Origin of the sequence: Pseudomonas sp. FP597, assembly GCF_030687435.1 — a bacterium.
Taxonomy (GTDB): domain Bacteria; phylum Pseudomonadota; class Gammaproteobacteria; order Pseudomonadales; family Pseudomonadaceae; genus Aquipseudomonas; species Aquipseudomonas lactucae.
The window spans coordinates 1,878,978-1,894,012 of sequence record NZ_CP117432.1; the positions used below are offsets into that span (position 1 = coordinate 1,878,978).

Annotated in this window: 12 protein-coding genes; 10 read left to right on the forward strand and 2 right to left on the reverse strand. The window is 60.0% G+C overall.

Annotation, left to right across the window (positions count from 1 at the left end; genetic code table 11):
• The first annotated feature begins 1,085 nt into the window (after nt 1–1,085).
• The 4 genes from PSH66_RS08780 (at nt 1,086) to PSH66_RS08795 (ending at nt 5,152) form a co-directional block, all read left to right on the forward strand.
• Nucleotides 1,086–3,080 (forward strand): nucleoside-diphosphate sugar epimerase/dehydratase, encoded by a 1,995-nt coding sequence (locus PSH66_RS08780; RefSeq protein ID WP_305428820.1) that lies wholly within the window; start codon nt 1,086–1,088, stop codon nt 3,078–3,080.
• A gap of 111 nt (nt 3,081–3,191) precedes the next feature.
• Nucleotides 3,192–3,524 (forward strand): ComEA family DNA-binding protein, encoded by a 333-nt coding sequence (locus PSH66_RS08785; RefSeq protein WP_003172671.1) that lies wholly within the window; start codon nt 3,192–3,194, stop codon nt 3,522–3,524.
• A gap of 119 nt (nt 3,525–3,643) precedes the next feature.
• Entirely contained in the window at nt 3,644–4,288 is a 645-nt protein-coding gene (locus PSH66_RS08790; RefSeq protein ID WP_305428821.1) for a GntR family transcriptional regulator, read from the forward strand.
• A gap of 15 nt (nt 4,289–4,303) precedes the next feature.
• A complete protein-coding gene (locus tag PSH66_RS08795; RefSeq protein ID WP_003172673.1) occupies nt 4,304–5,152 on the forward strand; it encodes a DUF1989 domain-containing protein in 849 nt (282 codons plus the stop codon).
• A 6-nt stretch (nt 5,153–5,158) separates the two neighbouring features.
• Here PSH66_RS08795 and PSH66_RS08800 read toward each other — a convergent pair whose 3' ends face one another.
• Nucleotides 5,159–5,326: a DUF2897 family protein gene (locus PSH66_RS08800; protein ID WP_003172675.1), complete on the reverse strand. Its 168-nt coding sequence runs from the start codon at nt 5,324–5,326 to the stop codon at nt 5,159–5,161.
• 110 nt (nt 5,327–5,436) lie between these two features.
• Nucleotides 5,437–6,801, reverse strand: a complete 1,365-nt coding sequence (gene eat, locus PSH66_RS08805) for an ethanolamine permease (protein WP_003172676.1) — start codon at nt 6,799–6,801, stop codon at nt 5,437–5,439.
• A gap of 332 nt (nt 6,802–7,133) precedes the next feature.
• Between eat and kdpF the strand changes: the two genes are divergently transcribed.
• The 6 genes from kdpF to PSH66_RS08835 are packed head-to-tail and all read left to right on the forward strand — an operon-like array spanning nt 7,134 to nt 15,007.
• Complete coding sequence (gene kdpF / locus PSH66_RS08810; protein ID WP_003218754.1) at nt 7,134–7,223, forward strand: K(+)-transporting ATPase subunit F; 90 nt, start codon at nt 7,134–7,136, stop codon at nt 7,221–7,223.
• A 9-nt stretch (nt 7,224–7,232) separates the two neighbouring features.
• Nucleotides 7,233–8,927 carry a potassium-transporting ATPase subunit KdpA gene (kdpA, locus tag PSH66_RS08815; RefSeq protein WP_141064939.1) on the forward strand — a complete coding sequence of 565 codons (1,695 nt, stop codon included), beginning with the start codon at nt 7,233–7,235 and terminating at the stop codon, nt 8,925–8,927.
• A gap of 14 nt (nt 8,928–8,941) precedes the next feature.
• Nucleotides 8,942–10,999 carry a potassium-transporting ATPase subunit KdpB gene (gene kdpB / locus PSH66_RS08820; protein WP_370694827.1) on the forward strand — a complete coding sequence of 686 codons (2,058 nt, stop codon included), beginning with the start codon at nt 8,942–8,944 and terminating at the stop codon, nt 10,997–10,999.
• Nucleotides 11,000–11,023: 24 nt separating this feature from the next.
• Nucleotides 11,024–11,569 carry a potassium-transporting ATPase subunit KdpC gene (gene kdpC, locus PSH66_RS08825; protein ID WP_003172681.1) on the forward strand — a complete coding sequence of 182 codons (546 nt, stop codon included), beginning with the start codon at nt 11,024–11,026 and terminating at the stop codon, nt 11,567–11,569.
• A gap of 53 nt (nt 11,570–11,622) precedes the next feature.
• Nucleotides 11,623–14,274 carry a sensor histidine kinase KdpD gene (locus PSH66_RS08830; protein ID WP_305428825.1) on the forward strand — a complete coding sequence of 884 codons (2,652 nt, stop codon included), beginning with the start codon at nt 11,623–11,625 and terminating at the stop codon, nt 14,272–14,274.
• 37 nt (nt 14,275–14,311) lie between these two features.
• On the forward strand, nt 14,312–15,007 hold the full coding sequence (locus PSH66_RS08835; protein ID WP_042944374.1) for a response regulator: 696 nt from the start codon (nt 14,312–14,314) through the stop codon (nt 15,005–15,007).
• Nucleotides 15,008–15,035: the final 28 nt, after the last annotated feature.

Consider the following 15,035-nt stretch of genomic DNA (forward strand, 5'->3'; position numbering starts at 1 on the left):
TGCCGTCATTTTTGGTTCGCCGCGCATCCGCTAGCCCCGGGGCAGAGCGGTGAAGCATCGCAATCAGATAGTGCAAATGTGTCATCTGATGGTTGTGCGTACGACATTTGCGATAAGCCCACTAACAGGCAGTTGGGGGCCAGGCGAATCAATTCAGCTGAGTCCAAAGCGATTTTCCTGCATGGGGTGGCAGTTTTTGAACATCGCATGTGTACGCCCGCGAGGGCGGTTCAGTAAGTAGTGCGCAGGCTCTAAAGTGCGCTGGTCATTTTTATCCAGCGCGAAGATTAATTCGTGTTGAGCCTGCTTACTTGTGCGAAGTGGCATCTTTCTCATTAAGGTCAATCGTCCCGTTCATGCAGTCTGGCTATTTTTGTTATGGTGAATGCCTTCAGACCTTTCCTACATTGTTCTTTACTGTAATGGCACGTGGTAAAGCGTGGCGGAGTATAACCTTGAAGGAAGTATTTTTCCCAAGGTTGGAATGGAACACCTGTTCGATTTGGCTCATCGGACGCTTCAATACAGCGTTTTAGAGCATTGGAGATAGAAATCGAATAAGCCGCTGGTGCATCTTGGCGATGGTAACACAGGGTCATGAATGGTTTGAAGGCCGTCCATTTCTGTTACACTTTCTCTTAGTTGAACTGTTGCTATGCTTGCTAATGATAGGATTGCTATTGCTGTCTGTCGGGCCAAGCTTAGCAGTTGGTCATACGTATGCCATTTTTGCGTACGAAATAGCTGAATAGCCGGATTTGCAGGGTTAAACGCCTATCGCTCGTTGATTTTTTGGGTCGTGATGATGATTTCAAAGGATTTCCGACACAACGCGGGTATCATTCCGTCCGTGGTGATTATTGTATGTAGAGCGGTGCTCGATGGTGGCACCTTTAGAGCAAGGGTACGGGTGCCTCGCCCCGAAGACACGCCATCGAGGAATGAGATTTTTCTGAAAGGAGATTTTGTGATGCAGTTATCGCGTCTATGTAGTCTATATTCAGCACTGGCAATTCATCGTATATCACCATTTTCGTCGATTGGCGGGTTTTGACTTCAGGAGCATGAAAGTGTCGGATAGGGGCATGGATAAGATGAGAGTTTTTTTATTGAATCTCCCGCGCCGCCACAAGCGCATCCTTCAGGTGCTTGTCGATATTTTGTTGGTGTGGGTTTCATTGTGGATGGCCTTTGTCGTCCGACTTGGCATTGCCGAGATGGAACAACCGATCCAGCGATATACATGGCTGTTCTTGAGCGCTCCGGTGATCGCCATTCCCTTGTTTATTCGCTTTGGCATGTACCGTGCGGTGATGCGCTACTTTGGTAACGATGCACTTATTACCATCATCAAGGCGGTGAGCCTTTCTTCACTTATTCTGGGTCTGGTTGTCTATCTTTACAGCAATCATCAATATGTTGTTCCGCGCTCGGTGATTTTCAACTACTGGTGGTTATGCCTGGTGACCGTGGGTGGGTTGCGTCTGGCGATGCGCCAGTACTTCATGGGAGATTGGTTCGCCGCAGCGCAACATGTTCCCTTTACCAATCGTGATGATGGGTTGACGAAAGTTGCCGTTTACGGAGCAGGCTCTGCGGGTAATCAACTGGTCGCCGCGTTGCGCATGGGGCGGATCATGCGCCCGGTTGCTTTCATCGATGACGATGGGAGTATTGCCGGCCGTGTGATATCCGGGCTGCAGGTGTTCAAGCCCAAGCATATCCAGCAGATGATCGACGCCACGGGCGCCCAGCAGATATTGCTGGCGGTTCCTTCGGCGGGGCGCGGGCGCAGGCGTGAGATTCTTTCTAACCTGGAGCGCTTTCCACTGCACGTGCGCAGCGTTCCGGACTTCATGGAGTTGGCCAGTGGGCGAGTCAAGGTCGACGATATCCAGGAAGTCGATATTGCCGACTTGTTGGGACGCGATGCCGTACCGGCCCAGGAAGACCTGCTTGAGCGTTGCATCGTCGGCCAGTCGGTCATGGTCACCGGCGCGGGAGGATCGATCGGGTCTGAGCTGTGTCGGCAGATCCTGGCCCTGAAGCCCAAGACCCTGCTGCTGTTCGAACACAGTGAGTTCAATCTTTACAGCATCTTGTCTGAACTTGAGTACCGCATTGCCCATGAGTCACTGCCCATCAAGTTATTGCCTATCCTGGGCTCCGTACGCGACGAGAGCAAACTGCTTGACGTCATGAAGAGCTGGCACGTCGACACGGTTTATCATGCGGCTGCGTACAAACATGTGCCGATTGTCGAACACAATATTGCCGAAGGCGTGTTGAATAATATTATTGGCACTGTGAATACTGCCCAGGCAGCCTTGAAAGCCGGTGTGGTGAACTTCGTGCTGATTTCCACCGACAAGGCTGTTCGGCCGACTAATGTCATGGGGAGTACCAAACGCCTTGCAGAGTTAGCCTTGCAAGCACTCAGCCTGGAGAAAGCTCCGGTGATGTTTGGCGACAAGTCCGGCGTGGCACGCGTCAACAAAACCCGCTTCACCATGGTCAGGTTTGGCAACGTATTGGGTTCTTCAGGCTCCGTGATTCCGCTTTTTCACCGGCAGATCAAGGCGGGCGGCCCATTGACCGTCACGCACCCCAAGATCACGCGTTATTTCATGACCATCCCCGAAGCCGCCCAACTGGTGATCCAGGCCGGTTCCATGGGGCAGGGTGGGGATGTGTTCGTACTGGACATGGGCGAGCCGGTAAAAATTATAGAACTGGCGGAAAAAATGATTCATTTGTCGGGGTTGAGTGTGCGCACGGATAAAAACCCTCACGGCGATATTGCAATTCAGTTCACCGGATTGCGTCCAGGCGAAAAGCTCTACGAGGAGTTGCTGATCGGCAACAACGTCGTGGCGACCCAGCATCCGATGATCATGAGCGCCAACGAGGACTCTCTGGCCTGGGACGTACTCAAAAACAAACTGAGCGAATTGCTCGCCGCGGTGAGGGAGGACAACTACGACCGTGTGCGCCAGATCCTGCGTGAAACGGTCAGCGGTTATTCTCCCGACGGCGAAATCGTCGACTTGATCTACCAGCAGCGCCGTTTGGAACCGTGATTTAACACTCTGTTACTCAAGCATTTTTGACGAATCTCCAACATCACCTAAGTTTGAAAAGCAGCTTCGGAAAAGCTGCTTTTTTCTTACCGATGTCATGGAGCGTCACCAATGCAAAACACCTCTCTCACCTCGCTAATCTTCGCTTTTCTCACTACTTTGTCGGCAGCGACCACCGCCGCCCCGTCCGTCAAACCCGAAACGCCAGCCCCTATCACCGCGCAAGTCACCAAGACCGAGCAATCGGCCAAGGTCAATCTCAACGCCGCTGACGCGCAAACCCTGCACCGCGACCTCTTCGGCATCGGCGCGGCCAAGGCCAAGGCGATCGTCGCTTATCGTGAAAGCAATGGCCCCTTCACGGCGGTTGATGAATTGCTGGAAGTGAAGGGCATCGGCAAGGCGCTGTTGGAGAAGAACCGCGACAGGCTGGCGCTCAACTAAGGCAGTGAGAAGAGGCCGGTCGCTGATCGGCCTTTTCGTCTTCCAACTCTTGACCGCCAACCTGGCATGAAAAGTGATTACGTCTCCCGAGTAGATTGTTCAACAATCGAGAGGTAATCATGTCTCCCAGTTTGTCGCTAGCCGATCAGATTGCTCTGGAGTTGCGTGCCGACATCATCGGCGGTCGGCTTTTGCCGGGCATGCCGTTGGTCGAGGTCGAGCTGGTCAAGGCCTACAACGCTTCGCGCAATACGATTCGTGAAGCGCTGCATCGTTTGGGCCACGAGGGGTTGACCCGTTACGTGCGCAACAAGGGCGTGGTGGTGCGGCGGTTGGAACGCCACGAGGTGCGCGACCTGTTTGTAGTCCGTCGTACCCTTGAGTTGCAGGCGATTGCCCAGAGCGATCCGCTCACGACGGAGCAATCGGACCGCATGCAAAACGCCATTGATGCCACCACCCTTGCTCGGGAGCGCGAAGATTGGCGCACCGTGGCGACACACAGCTTGCGGTTCCATCAGCACATCGTGGGTTTGATGTGCAGTCCGTTGTTCGACGAGTTCTTTGCCCAGGTCATTGCGCAACTGCGCCTGGTGTTTTGCGCAGCGCCCGATGAGCAGCGTTTTCAGTCGCCCTGGCTGGAGCGTGACCGTGAAATTTACCAATTGTTGGTCCAGCAGGACAAACCGGCGGCAGGGGAGGCGATGAGCCTGTACCTGGAGGATTCGGAATGTCTGTCGTTGGCCCTGTTCTCCCCTGCCTGATCGAGGATCTGCACCATGTACAAAGACTATCCGGCCGCTTATCAGGTCAGTAAAGGTTCGGCGCTGCAGGTTGACACGGCGTTTTATGAGCGCATTCGTGATCGAGCGGATCAACGCACGCTGATTGAGCAGTTCGAAGTACCCATTCGTACGGGCAGGGCGTGGAAGGTACCGGCTGGGCATGTATTTCGTGTGACCACGCCGGTGGGACCGCAGGTGGGGGACTTTAACGTGTGGAACGCCAATGACCCGCGTGAACGCCTATGGGCGGCGCGCACCCGTCAGTTGCAGGGCGCGCATGTCAGCACCCACGACCGGCTGTGGTCGAACCTGCCGTTTTTGCGGCCTTTGGTCACCATTACCGATGACAGCCTGGCCAGCTACGGTATCGATGAACACGGCGGGCGCCTGCACGATTTGCTTGGCACGCGCTGCGATCCGTATGTGAACCGCATGCTGACCGGTGAGGACTTTCATCACCATTGCCACTCGAACCTGACGCGTGCAGTGTTGCCCCACGGCCTGACGGAATTCGATGTGCATGACGTGCTGAATATTTTTCAGTGCACCGGCCTGAATCATGACGACATGTATTTCATGAAGGCGTGCCCGGCACAGAAGGGCGATTACCTGGAGTTCTTTGCCGAAATTGATTTGCTGTGCGCGCTGTCGACGTGCCCAGGCGGGGATTTGTCGCTGCCGATGTGGGGGCCGGATGCGCAGGACCCGCTCACAGTCTGCCGTCCGCTGGGGGTTGAGATTTATAAACTGGAGGAAGAGCTATTGAGCGGCTGGAGCCAGCCGGAGCGTGCTGCCTACAAGGGGCAGCACGGGTTGCATATTGCCAAGGCGGACTGGGAGTAAGAAACCCTAGCGATCCTGCGCATCCTTGGCATCCGCCTGGGCGTTGCGCTCGGCCACGCGTTTGCGTTGTTCGTCGGTGAGTTCCACCTTGTTGGCGCTGTCACGCAGCATCATCAGCCCACCGACGATCGACCCGATCGCTACTACCATAATCAACCACGCGTACCACGGCATAAGGCTCTCCTTGAGGCAGATTGCCGTGGGAGGTTTTTCCCACGGGAATGACTGCTTTGAGTAACGGGCTTTCTGAGTAGTTCAGTGTAGGCCGTTCTGCCTCGCAAATCTTAGAGCCCGGTCAACATTGCATCTGCCGGGGCATCGGCGCGGTCCTGCGCAGTCATCTGGAAGTAGATGAAACCCACCACCATGAAGCCCAGGAAAATCAGCCCGATCAGTGTGTTGAACCAGGCCATGGCCACCAGGCACACCACTGCCAGCACCAGGGCAATGCCCGGTACGATCGGGTAGCCCGGCGCGCGGAAGGTACGTTCCAGCAGTGGCTCGGTTTTACGCAGTTTGAACAGGCTGAGCATGCTCATGATGTACATGACGATGGCGCCGAATACCGCCATGGTGATCATCGCCGCCGTCAGCGTCATGCCGCCCAGGTTGATCAGGCCGTCGCTGTAGATGGCGGCGATACCGACCACGCCACCGGCGATAATGGCGCGATGGGGTGTCTGGAAACGCGACAGTTTAGCGAGGAAAGACGGCAGGTAACCGGCACGGGCCAGGGCGAAGAACTGCCGCGAGTAGCCGAGGATGATGCCGTGGAAACTCGCCACCAGGCCGAACAGGCCGATCCACACCAGCATGTGCAACCAGCCGGAGCTGTCGCCCACCACGGTTTTCATCGCCTGTGGCAATGGGTCGTTGATGTTTGACAGGGTGCGCCAGTCGCCCACGCCGCCGGCGAAGAACATCACGCCCATGGCCAGGATCACCAAGGTGAGGATGCCGCTGATGTAGGCCTTTGGAATGGTGCGCTTAGGATCTTTCGCTTCTTCGGCCGCCATGGCCGCGCCTTCGATGGCGAGGAAGAACCAGATGGCAAACGGAATTGCGGCAAACATACCGGCAATCGCTGGGGCGCCAAAGGTGTCGGAGCCGGCCCAGCCATTCAGGGCGAAGTTGCTGAAGCTAAAGGCCGGGGCGACCACGCCCATGAATACCAGTAGTTCGGCCACGGCGAGCACACACACCACCAGTTCGAAGGTGGCGGCGAGTTTTACGCCAAGGATGTTCAGGCCCATGAACACGATATAGGCGCCGACGGCCGCGTGTTTCGGGTCCAGCGCCGGAAACTGCACATTCAGGTAAGCACCGATGGCCAGGGCGATGGCGGGCGGGGCGAAGACAAATTCGATCAAGGTGGCCAACCCGGCAATCAAGCCGCCTTTTTCACCAAAGGCGCGGCGGCTGTAGGCAAAGGGGCCGCCAGCATGGGGAATTGCGGTGGTCAGTTCGGTGAAGCTGAAGATAAAGCAGGTGTACATCGCGGCGACCATCAATGAGGTCACCAGAAAGCCCAAGGTCCCGGCCACGCCCCAGCCATAGCTCCAGCCGAAGTATTCCCCGGAGATCACCAGCCCGACGGCAATGCCCCATAAGTGCAGGGTGCCCAAGGTGGGCTTGAGTTGTGTGTTCATTGTGCTGCGCTCCCTGAACGGTTTTGAATGATTCAAGGTGTTGCAGCGGGCATGCCAGCCTGGGAATCATTGTCGTAAAGCGGCGCAACTGTCGTCTGGGGGATGGTTTGGCGTTTGAAATTTCCCGGTGTCGCACCAGATAAGTGCGGCGGTGATTGAGCCGGCGCTATCGGGGGCAAGTCCAGACGCCGAATACCCAGTGTAAACCCCGTATAAACCCACTCTTTACGCCATCTTTACGCCCCGTCCACCCCCTCGCTCTCGTTCCTTTACGCCACTCCTGCGGACAATTGCCCCACACGCGGCACTCGCCGCTAAACGGAGAGACTTCCATGAGCGTTCTGGACGGGGTGTCACTGCTATTGGCCGTGGCGCTGTTCATTTATCTGCTGGTTGCGCTGTTACGCGCGGATCGGAACTAGGAGCGGGCTATGCACAGTTATGACTATTGGCTGATCATCGCCTTCTTTGCCGTGGTACTGGTGCCGGCGCCGTTTCTGGGACGGTTCTACTACAAGGTGATGGAAGGCCAGCGCACCTGGCTGAGCCCGGTGCTGGGGCCTGTCGAAAGGGCCTGTTATCGCCTGTCCGGCGTGGATGCGCAGCAGGAACAAAGCTGGCAGAAATACATGCTGGCCTTGCTCGCGTTTAACCTCGCGGGCTTTTTGCTGTTGTTCGCGATCCTGATATTCCAGGGATCTCTCCCACTGAACCCACAGAAATTGCCGGGCCAGGAATGGACACTGGCCTTCAACACCGCAGTCAGTTTCATGACCAACACCAACTGGCAGAACTACAGCGGCGAAGCGTCCCTGAGTTACCTCAGCCAGATGGCCGGCCTGACCGTACAGAACTTTGTCAGTGCGGCCACCGGCCTTGCCGTACTGGTCGCGTTATGCCGTGGGATCGGTCGCAAATCCGCCCAGACGCTGGGTAACTTCTGGGTCGATATGACCCGAGCCACGCTCTACGGGCTGTTGCCGTTGTGCCTGGTGCTGGCACTGTTCCTGGTGTGGCAGGGTGTACCGCAAACCTTCGCCCATTACGTCGATGCCGTGACGATGCAAGGCGTGGATCAGGTGATCCCGCTGGGCCCGGCGGCCAGTCAGATTGCGATCAAGCAACTCGGCACTAACGGCGGTGGCTTCTTCGGCGTCAACTCGGCGCACCCCTTTGAAGACCCGACCGCCTGGGCCAATCTGTTTGAATTGGCGTCGATCATCCTGATCCCGGTGGCGTTGGTGTTCACCTTCGGCCACTACGTCAAAGACCTGCGCCAGAGCCGCGCCATTCTGGGCTGCATGCTGGCGCTGTTCCTGATCGGCGGCGCGACGTCGCTGTGGGCCGAGTACCAACCTAACCCTGCCCTGAACAACCCGGCCGTGGAGCAAACCGCGCCACTGGAAGGTAAGGAAGCGCGCTTCGGCACCACCGGCACTGTGCTGTGGTCGGTGACTACCACGGCGGCGTCCAACGGTTCGGTCAACGGCATGCAAGACAGCCTCAATCCGCTCAGTGGCATGGTGGCGCTGGTCAACATGATGGTCGGCGAGGTGATCTTCGGCGGCGTCGGCGCCGGTATGTACGGCATGCTGCTCAACGTGCTGATCGCGGTGTTCCTGGCCGGCCTGATGATCGGTCGCACCCCGGAATACCTGGGCAAGAAACTCCAGGCCAAGGAAGTGCAATTGCTCGTCGTAACCCTGTTGGTGATGCCGGTAGGCGTGCTTGTGCTCGGTGCCATTGCCGCCAGCCTGCCCGGCCCGGCTGGCGCCATCAGCAACCCTGGCCCACATGGTTTCAGTCAGTTGCTGTATGCCTACACCTCCGCCAGCGCCAACAACGGCTCGGCGTTCGCCGGCTTCAGCGCCAATACGCCGTTCCACAACCTGATGCTCGGCCTGGGCATGTTGATCGGCCGCTTTGGCTACATCCTCCCGGTACTGGCCCTGGCCGGCAGCCTGGCGATGAAAAAGAGCGCGCCGATTGGCCAGAACAGCTTCCCCACCCACGGACCGCTGTTCGTGACCCTGTTGACCGTGACCATTTTGCTGGTGGGCGGCCTGACGTTCCTGCCGACGCTGGCACTGGGTCCTATCGCTGAACACCTGAGTATGGGCTTCTAGGAAGGGATATGAACATGAATATGCCTGCAAAAAACGCGGCCCCGATCACCACTCAGGCGCCTGCCAAAACCGCGATCTCCGCCCTGTGGCGCCCGGCGCTGGTCCAGGCGTTCGTCAAGCTGGACCCGCGCCAGCTGCAACGCTCGCCGGTGATGCTGGTGGTCGAGCTGACCGCGATCCTCACCACCGTGCTCTGCTTCGTGCCCGACACCAGCGTACCTACGTTTGTCGCCGTGCAGATCGCCGTGTGGCTGTGGTTCACCGTGCTGTTTGCCAACTTCGCCGAAGCCTTGGCCGAAGGACGTGGCAAGGCCCGTGCCGATAGCCTCAAGGCCGGTAGCGAAGGCCTCAGCGCGCGGCGCAAGGAGGCCGATGGCAGTTTCAAGGTCGTGCCGGCCACCAGCCTGCGCAAAGGCGATGTGGTACGCGTCGCCGCTGGGGAGATGATCCCCGGTGACGGTGAGGTCATCGAAGGCATCGCGGCGGTCAACGAAGCGGCGATCACCGGCGAGTCCGCCCCGGTAATCCGAGAGTCCGGCGGCGACCGTTCGGCCGTCACCGGCAACACGCGCCTGGTCTCGGACTGGCTGCTGATCCGCATCACCGCCAACCCCGGTGAGTCGACCCTGGACCGCATGATTGCGTTGGTGGAAGGCGCCAAACGCCAGAAAACCCCCAACGAGGTTGCGCTGGATATCCTGCTGATCGGCCTGACGCTGATCTTCCTGCTGGTGGTGGTGACCCTGCAGCCGTTCGCCCACTTCGCCAATGGCAGTTTGCCGTTAGTGTTTTTGGTCGCACTGCTGGTGACGCTGATTCCTACGACCATTGGCGGCTTGCTCTCGGCCATCGGCATTGCCGGCATGGACCGCCTTGTACGCCTGAATGTGATCGCCAAGTCCGGTCGCGCGGTGGAAGCGGCGGGGGACGTGCATGTGTTGCTGCTGGACAAGACCGGCACTATCACTTTTGGTAACCGTCGTTGCGCGGCGGTGGTCGCGGCGCCTGGCGTCAGCGGTCGCGAGGTGGCCGAAGGCGCACTGTTCGCCTCCCTGGCGGACGACACTGCGGAAGGCAAATCCATTGTCGAATACCTGCGCGCCTTGCACCCCCAGGCCGAACCGTCCCTGGATGAGCTGACCGCCGTGCCGTTCAGCGCCGAAACCCGCTTGTCCGGTGTCGACTACCAAGGGCGCATATTCCGCAAAGGCGCGGTGGATTCGCTGCTGGCGTTCATTGGGCAGCAACGCAGTGACCTCTTGCCTGCGCTGTCGCGGGAAATCGACAAGATCGCCCAAAGCGGTGGCACGCCGTTGCTGGTGTGCGCCGATGGCAAATTGCTCGGTGCGATTCATTTGAAGGATGTGGTCAAGCCCGGTATTCGTGAACGTTTCGCCGAGCTGCGCAAGCTGGGCATTCGTACGGTGATGGTCACCGGCGATAACCCACTGACCGCTGCCGCGATTGCCGCTGAAGCCGGTGTGGACGACGTACTGGCCGAAGCCACTCCCGAGAAAAAACTCGCACGCATACGCCATGAACAGAACGACGGCCGACTGGTGGCGATGTGCGGCGACGGCGCCAACGACGCCCCGGCGCTGGCCCAGGCTGACGTCGGCATGGCCATGAACGACGGCACCCAGGCCGCCCGCGAAGCCGCCAACATGGTCGACCTCGACAGCGACCCGACCAAGCTGTTGGACGTGGTGCAGATCGGCAAGGAATTGCTGGTAACCCGCGGTGCGCTCACCACCTTTTCCATCGCCAACGACGTGGCCAAATACTTCGCGATCCTGCCGGCGCTGTTTGCCTCGATCTACCCGCAGCTGGGCGTGCTCAACGTGATGCATCTGCAGAGCCCGCAGAGCGCGATCCTCTCGGCCATCGTGTTCAACGCGCTGATCATTGTGGTGTTGATTCCGTTGGCGCTGCGCGGTGTGCGGGTGCAGGCGGCCAGTGCGGCGGCGTTGCTGCGGCGCAACCTGCTGATCTACGGCTTGGGTGGGCTGCTGGTGCCGTTCGTGGGCATCAAGGCCATCGACATGCTGCTGACCGCGTTGCACCTGGTGTAAACCCACTGAATTGAGGAGTCTGAAATGTCCAATATCATCCGTCCGGCCCTGAGCCTGCTGGTGCTCATGACCCTGATCACCGGCGTTGCCTACCCGTTGGTGGTGACCGGCGTTGCCCAGGTCGCGTTCCCTGATCAGGCCAATGGCAGCCTGGTGCGCGATGCCAGTGGCAAGGTGCGCGGCTCCAGCCTGATCGCCCAGGATTTTACCGGTGACAGCTGGTTCCACCCGCGTCCTTCGGCCGGCGCCTTTGCGACCGTTTCCAGCAGCGCGAGTAACCTCGGCCCGAGCAACCCGGCGCTGGCCACTCGCGTGTTCGATGATGCGAATAAACAGCAGGTACCCGGCCAGGGACCGGTGCCATTAGCTTCGCTGACTACCTCCGGCAGCGGTCTTGATCCACACTTGCCACCCGAGGCGATTGCCTATCAACTGGCGCGGGTGGCGGCGGCGCGGAATGTGCCGGTGTCGACCTTGCAGCGGCTGTTGGATGAGCATATCGAAAGCCCGTTGGTGGGCCCGCCGGTGGTGAATGTTTTGGCACTGAACATGGCCCTGGAAAAACTCTGATCCCCTCCCACATTGGATTTCTCTGGGCCTGAACAATTGAAGGAACCCCACGCATGAGCGACTCCGGCCGCGCCGACGCACTGTTAGCCGAGTTACCCCGCAACGGCCGTGGCCGGCTCAAAGTCTTCCTCGGCGCCGCGCCTGGGGTGGGCAAGACCTACGCCATGCTCCAGGCAGCCCACACTCAGCTGCGCCAGGGCGTGAAGTTGATCGCTGGCGTGGTCGAGACCCACGGCCGCGCCGAGACCGAAGCCCTGCTCAGCGGCCTGCCGCAGCAACCGTTGCTGCGCAGCGAGTACCGCGGTGTGATGCTCGAAGAGATGGACCTCGACGGCCTGCTCGCCGCCAAACCCAAGCTGGTGCTGGTGGACGAACTGGCCCATAGCAACGCCCCCGGCAGCCGCCATGAAAAACGCTGGCAAGACATCCAGGAGCTGCTCGCCGCCGGTATCAACGTGTTCACCACGGTCAACGTCCAGCACCTGGAAAGCCTGAACGACCAGGTACGTGGCATTACCGGCGTGCAGGTACGTGAAACCCTGCCCGACTGGGTGCTGCAAGAGGCAGACGAACTGCTGCTGATCGACCTGCCATCGCGCGAGCTGCTGGAGCGTCTGCGCGACGGCAAGGTGTATGTACCGGAACAGGCGCGCGCCGCCATCGATGCATTTTTCACTCAGACCAACCTGATGGCCCTGCGCGAGCTGGCGATGCAGACCGCCGCGGCACATGTCGACGACGACTTGGCCCAGGGTTATCGCCAACTCGGCCAGGCCGCGCCGGCGGTGCGCGGCCGTTTGCTGGTGGGCGTGGATGGCGATGCACAGGCCGAACGCCTTGTGCGGCATGCCAGTCGCGTGGCGCAGCGTCGGCACTTGCCGTGGAGCCTGGTGCATATCGATAACGGCCGTGCGCGGGATGAGCAATCGCGGCTGCGTCTGCAAAACGCCCAGCAACTGGCTGAGCGCCTGGGTGGCGAAGTGGTGTTACTGCGCGCAGGGGAGGTGGCCAAGACGCTGATTCAGCACGCCCACGAACGTCGCGCCAGCCTGTTATTGGTGGGGCAGTCGCGGATGCGTTGGCACCGCCGCCTGTTGGGTGGCGGTCTGGCGTCGCGCTTGCTGCGCAATGCTCGAAGCCTGGAAATCAACGTGCTCGACACCGATGACACGCCGGCACCGCCGCGCTTGCCGCAGGTGCGTGGCCTGGTGTGGTTCGATTACGCCCTGGCGGTGGTCGCCACCGTCATGGCTGCCGCCGTGGCTTGGGCGGTGTCCAGCGTGTTGCCGCTGCCGAATATCTCGCTGGTGTTTCTCGCCGCCGTGCTGCTGGTGGCGGTACGCAGCAGCCTGGGGCCATCCCTGGCATGTGCGGCGTTGTCATTTCTGACGTATGACTTTCTGTTTATCCCGCCGAATTTTTCCTTCGCCATCCAGCGCGAAGAAGATGTACTGACCCTGCTGTTCTTCCTGCTGATGGCGGCGCTCACCGGCAACCTCGCTGCCCGCCAGCGCCGACAGTTGCAAGCGTTGCGCGATACTCAGGAAGAAACCAGTGAGTTGCTCGACCTGTCGCGCAAACTCACGGCGGCCACTGATCGCCAGGCGGTGGTCAGTGCGGCGGCCCATCATCTGGAAGGCTGGAGCGACCTGGACCTGTGCCTGGTCAATCGCGACGACCAGGGTAGCTGGAAGATCGAGACCGGCGGCCCTCTGACCCTCACCGAAGCTGAACGCGCCGCCGCCGATTGGGCGTGGCAACATGACCAACCCGCCGGCAAGGGCACCGGTACTTTGCCGTTCGGACGTTGGTGGTGGTGGCCGCTTTCGGGTGAAGAGGGGCCGCTGGGTTTGCTCGGTGTCAGTGCCAAACCCGGCCTGGAACTGAGCGGCCAACGTCGGCGCTTGCTCACGGCCTTGAGTCAGCCGCTGGCCCAGGCCCTGGCTCGCGCTCAACTGGCTCAGGAACTGGAATCCGCGCGCCTGCATGGTGAAACCGAACAATTGCGCAGCGCCTTGCTCGCTTCGGTGTCCCATGATTTGCGCACGCCGTTGACCTCCATGCGCGGCAGCATCGACAGCCTGCTGGCGCTGGGGGAGGCCATCCCTCTGGAGGATCGCCGTGAGTTGCTCGAAGGCACCCGCGATGAGGCCGAGCGCCTCGACCGCTATATCCAGAACCTGCTGGACATGACCCGCCTGGGGCACGGCGCGCTGAAGCTGGCGCGGGACTGGGTGTCGCCCGGCGATATCGTCGGCAGCGCCCTCGGCCGTTTGCGCGCGGTGCTGGCGCCGCTGCAGGTAAGCATCGAGGTGCCGGCCGAATTGCCGTTGCTGTACGTACATGCCGCGTTGATCGAGCAGGCGCTGGTCAACGTGCTGGAAAATGCCGCGCGCTTTTCGCCGCCTCTGGGCCGTTTGCAATTGAGCGCGGGAGTGTTGGATAACCAACTGTTTTTCGCCGTGGCCGATGAGGGGCCAGGGATCCCCGAAGAGGAGCGCGCGAAGATATTCGATATGTTCTACACCGCTGCGCGCGGTGATCGAGGCGGGCAGGGTACCGGCCTGGGCCTGGCGATTTGTCAGGGCATGGTCGGCGCGCACGGTGGGCATATCAGCGTGGCCGACGGCATTGAAGGGCGCGGCACTTGTATCACTTTGTTCCTGCCATTGCCGACACAGCCTGGCCTGGAGCGCGAGTCGTGAGCTACCCTCTTTCCTCCACGGATTTTGATTGGACACCATGAGCCAGACCGCGACGATTTTGGTCATCGATGACGAGCCGCAGATCCGCAAATTCTTGCGCATCAGCCTGGCCTCCCAGGGTTACAAAGTGATTGAGGCCGGTACCGGTAACGAAGGCCTGGCCCAGGCGGCATTGAACAAGCCGGACTTGCTGGTGCTCGACCTTGGCCTGCCGGACATGGATGGCCAGCAGGTGCTGCGTGAGTTTCGCGAATGGTCGACGGTGCCGGTGCTGGTGCTGTCGGTCCGCGCCAGCGAAGGGCAAAAGGTCGAAGCGCTCGACGGTGGCGCCAACGATTATGTGACCAAACCGTTTGGCATCCAGGAGTTCCTCGCTCGGGTGCGCGCGTTGCTGCGTCAGGCGCCGGCGGGCGAGGCACAGGAGGCCGCGTTGAGTTTCGGCCCGCTGACCGTGGACCTGGCTTATCGCCGCGTGTTGCTGGACGGCGCCGAGGTGGCGCTGACCCGCAAGGAATATGCGGTGCTGGCGCAGCTGGCGCGGCATGCGGGGCGGGTGATTACCCAACAGCAATTGCTCAAGGATATCTGGGGGCCGACCCATACCGAAGACAGCCACTATTTGCGCATCGTGGTGGGCCACCTACGGCAGAAGCTGGCGGATGACCCGACTCAGCCACGGTTTATCGTGACCGAGGCGGGGGTGGGGTATCGGTTGTTAAGTGTTCAGCCCTGAAACTATCCGGCGCCATCAGCCTCGCCAC

Excerpts from the sequence above, each read along its gene's own strand:
- PSH66_RS08780 (WP_305428820.1), top strand. The coding sequence starts at position 1,086 with ATGGATAAGATGAGAGTTTTTTTATTGAATCTCCCGCGCCGCCACAAG.
- PSH66_RS08785 (WP_003172671.1), top strand. The coding sequence starts at position 3,192 with ATGCAAAACACCTCTCTCACCTCGCTAATCTTCGCTTTTCTCACTACT.
- PSH66_RS08790 (WP_305428821.1), top strand. The coding sequence starts at position 3,644 with ATGTCTCCCAGTTTGTCGCTAGCCGATCAGATTGCTCTGGAGTTGCGT.
- PSH66_RS08795 (WP_003172673.1), top strand. The coding sequence starts at position 4,304 with ATGTACAAAGACTATCCGGCCGCTTATCAGGTCAGTAAAGGTTCGGCG.
- PSH66_RS08800 (WP_003172675.1), bottom strand. The coding sequence starts at position 5,326 with ATGCCGTGGTACGCGTGGTTGATTATGGTAGTAGCGATCGGGTCGATC.
- eat (WP_003172676.1), bottom strand. The coding sequence starts at position 6,801 with ATGAACACACAACTCAAGCCCACCTTGGGCACCCTGCACTTATGGGGC.
- kdpF (WP_003218754.1), top strand. The coding sequence starts at position 7,134 with ATGAGCGTTCTGGACGGGGTGTCACTGCTATTGGCCGTGGCGCTGTTC.
- kdpA (WP_141064939.1), top strand. The coding sequence starts at position 7,233 with ATGCACAGTTATGACTATTGGCTGATCATCGCCTTCTTTGCCGTGGTA.
- kdpB (WP_370694827.1), top strand. The coding sequence starts at position 8,942 with ATGAATATGCCTGCAAAAAACGCGGCCCCGATCACCACTCAGGCGCCT.
- kdpC (WP_003172681.1), top strand. The coding sequence starts at position 11,024 with ATGTCCAATATCATCCGTCCGGCCCTGAGCCTGCTGGTGCTCATGACC.
- PSH66_RS08830 (WP_305428825.1), top strand. The coding sequence starts at position 11,623 with ATGAGCGACTCCGGCCGCGCCGACGCACTGTTAGCCGAGTTACCCCGC.
- PSH66_RS08835 (WP_042944374.1), top strand. The coding sequence starts at position 14,312 with ATGAGCCAGACCGCGACGATTTTGGTCATCGATGACGAGCCGCAGATC.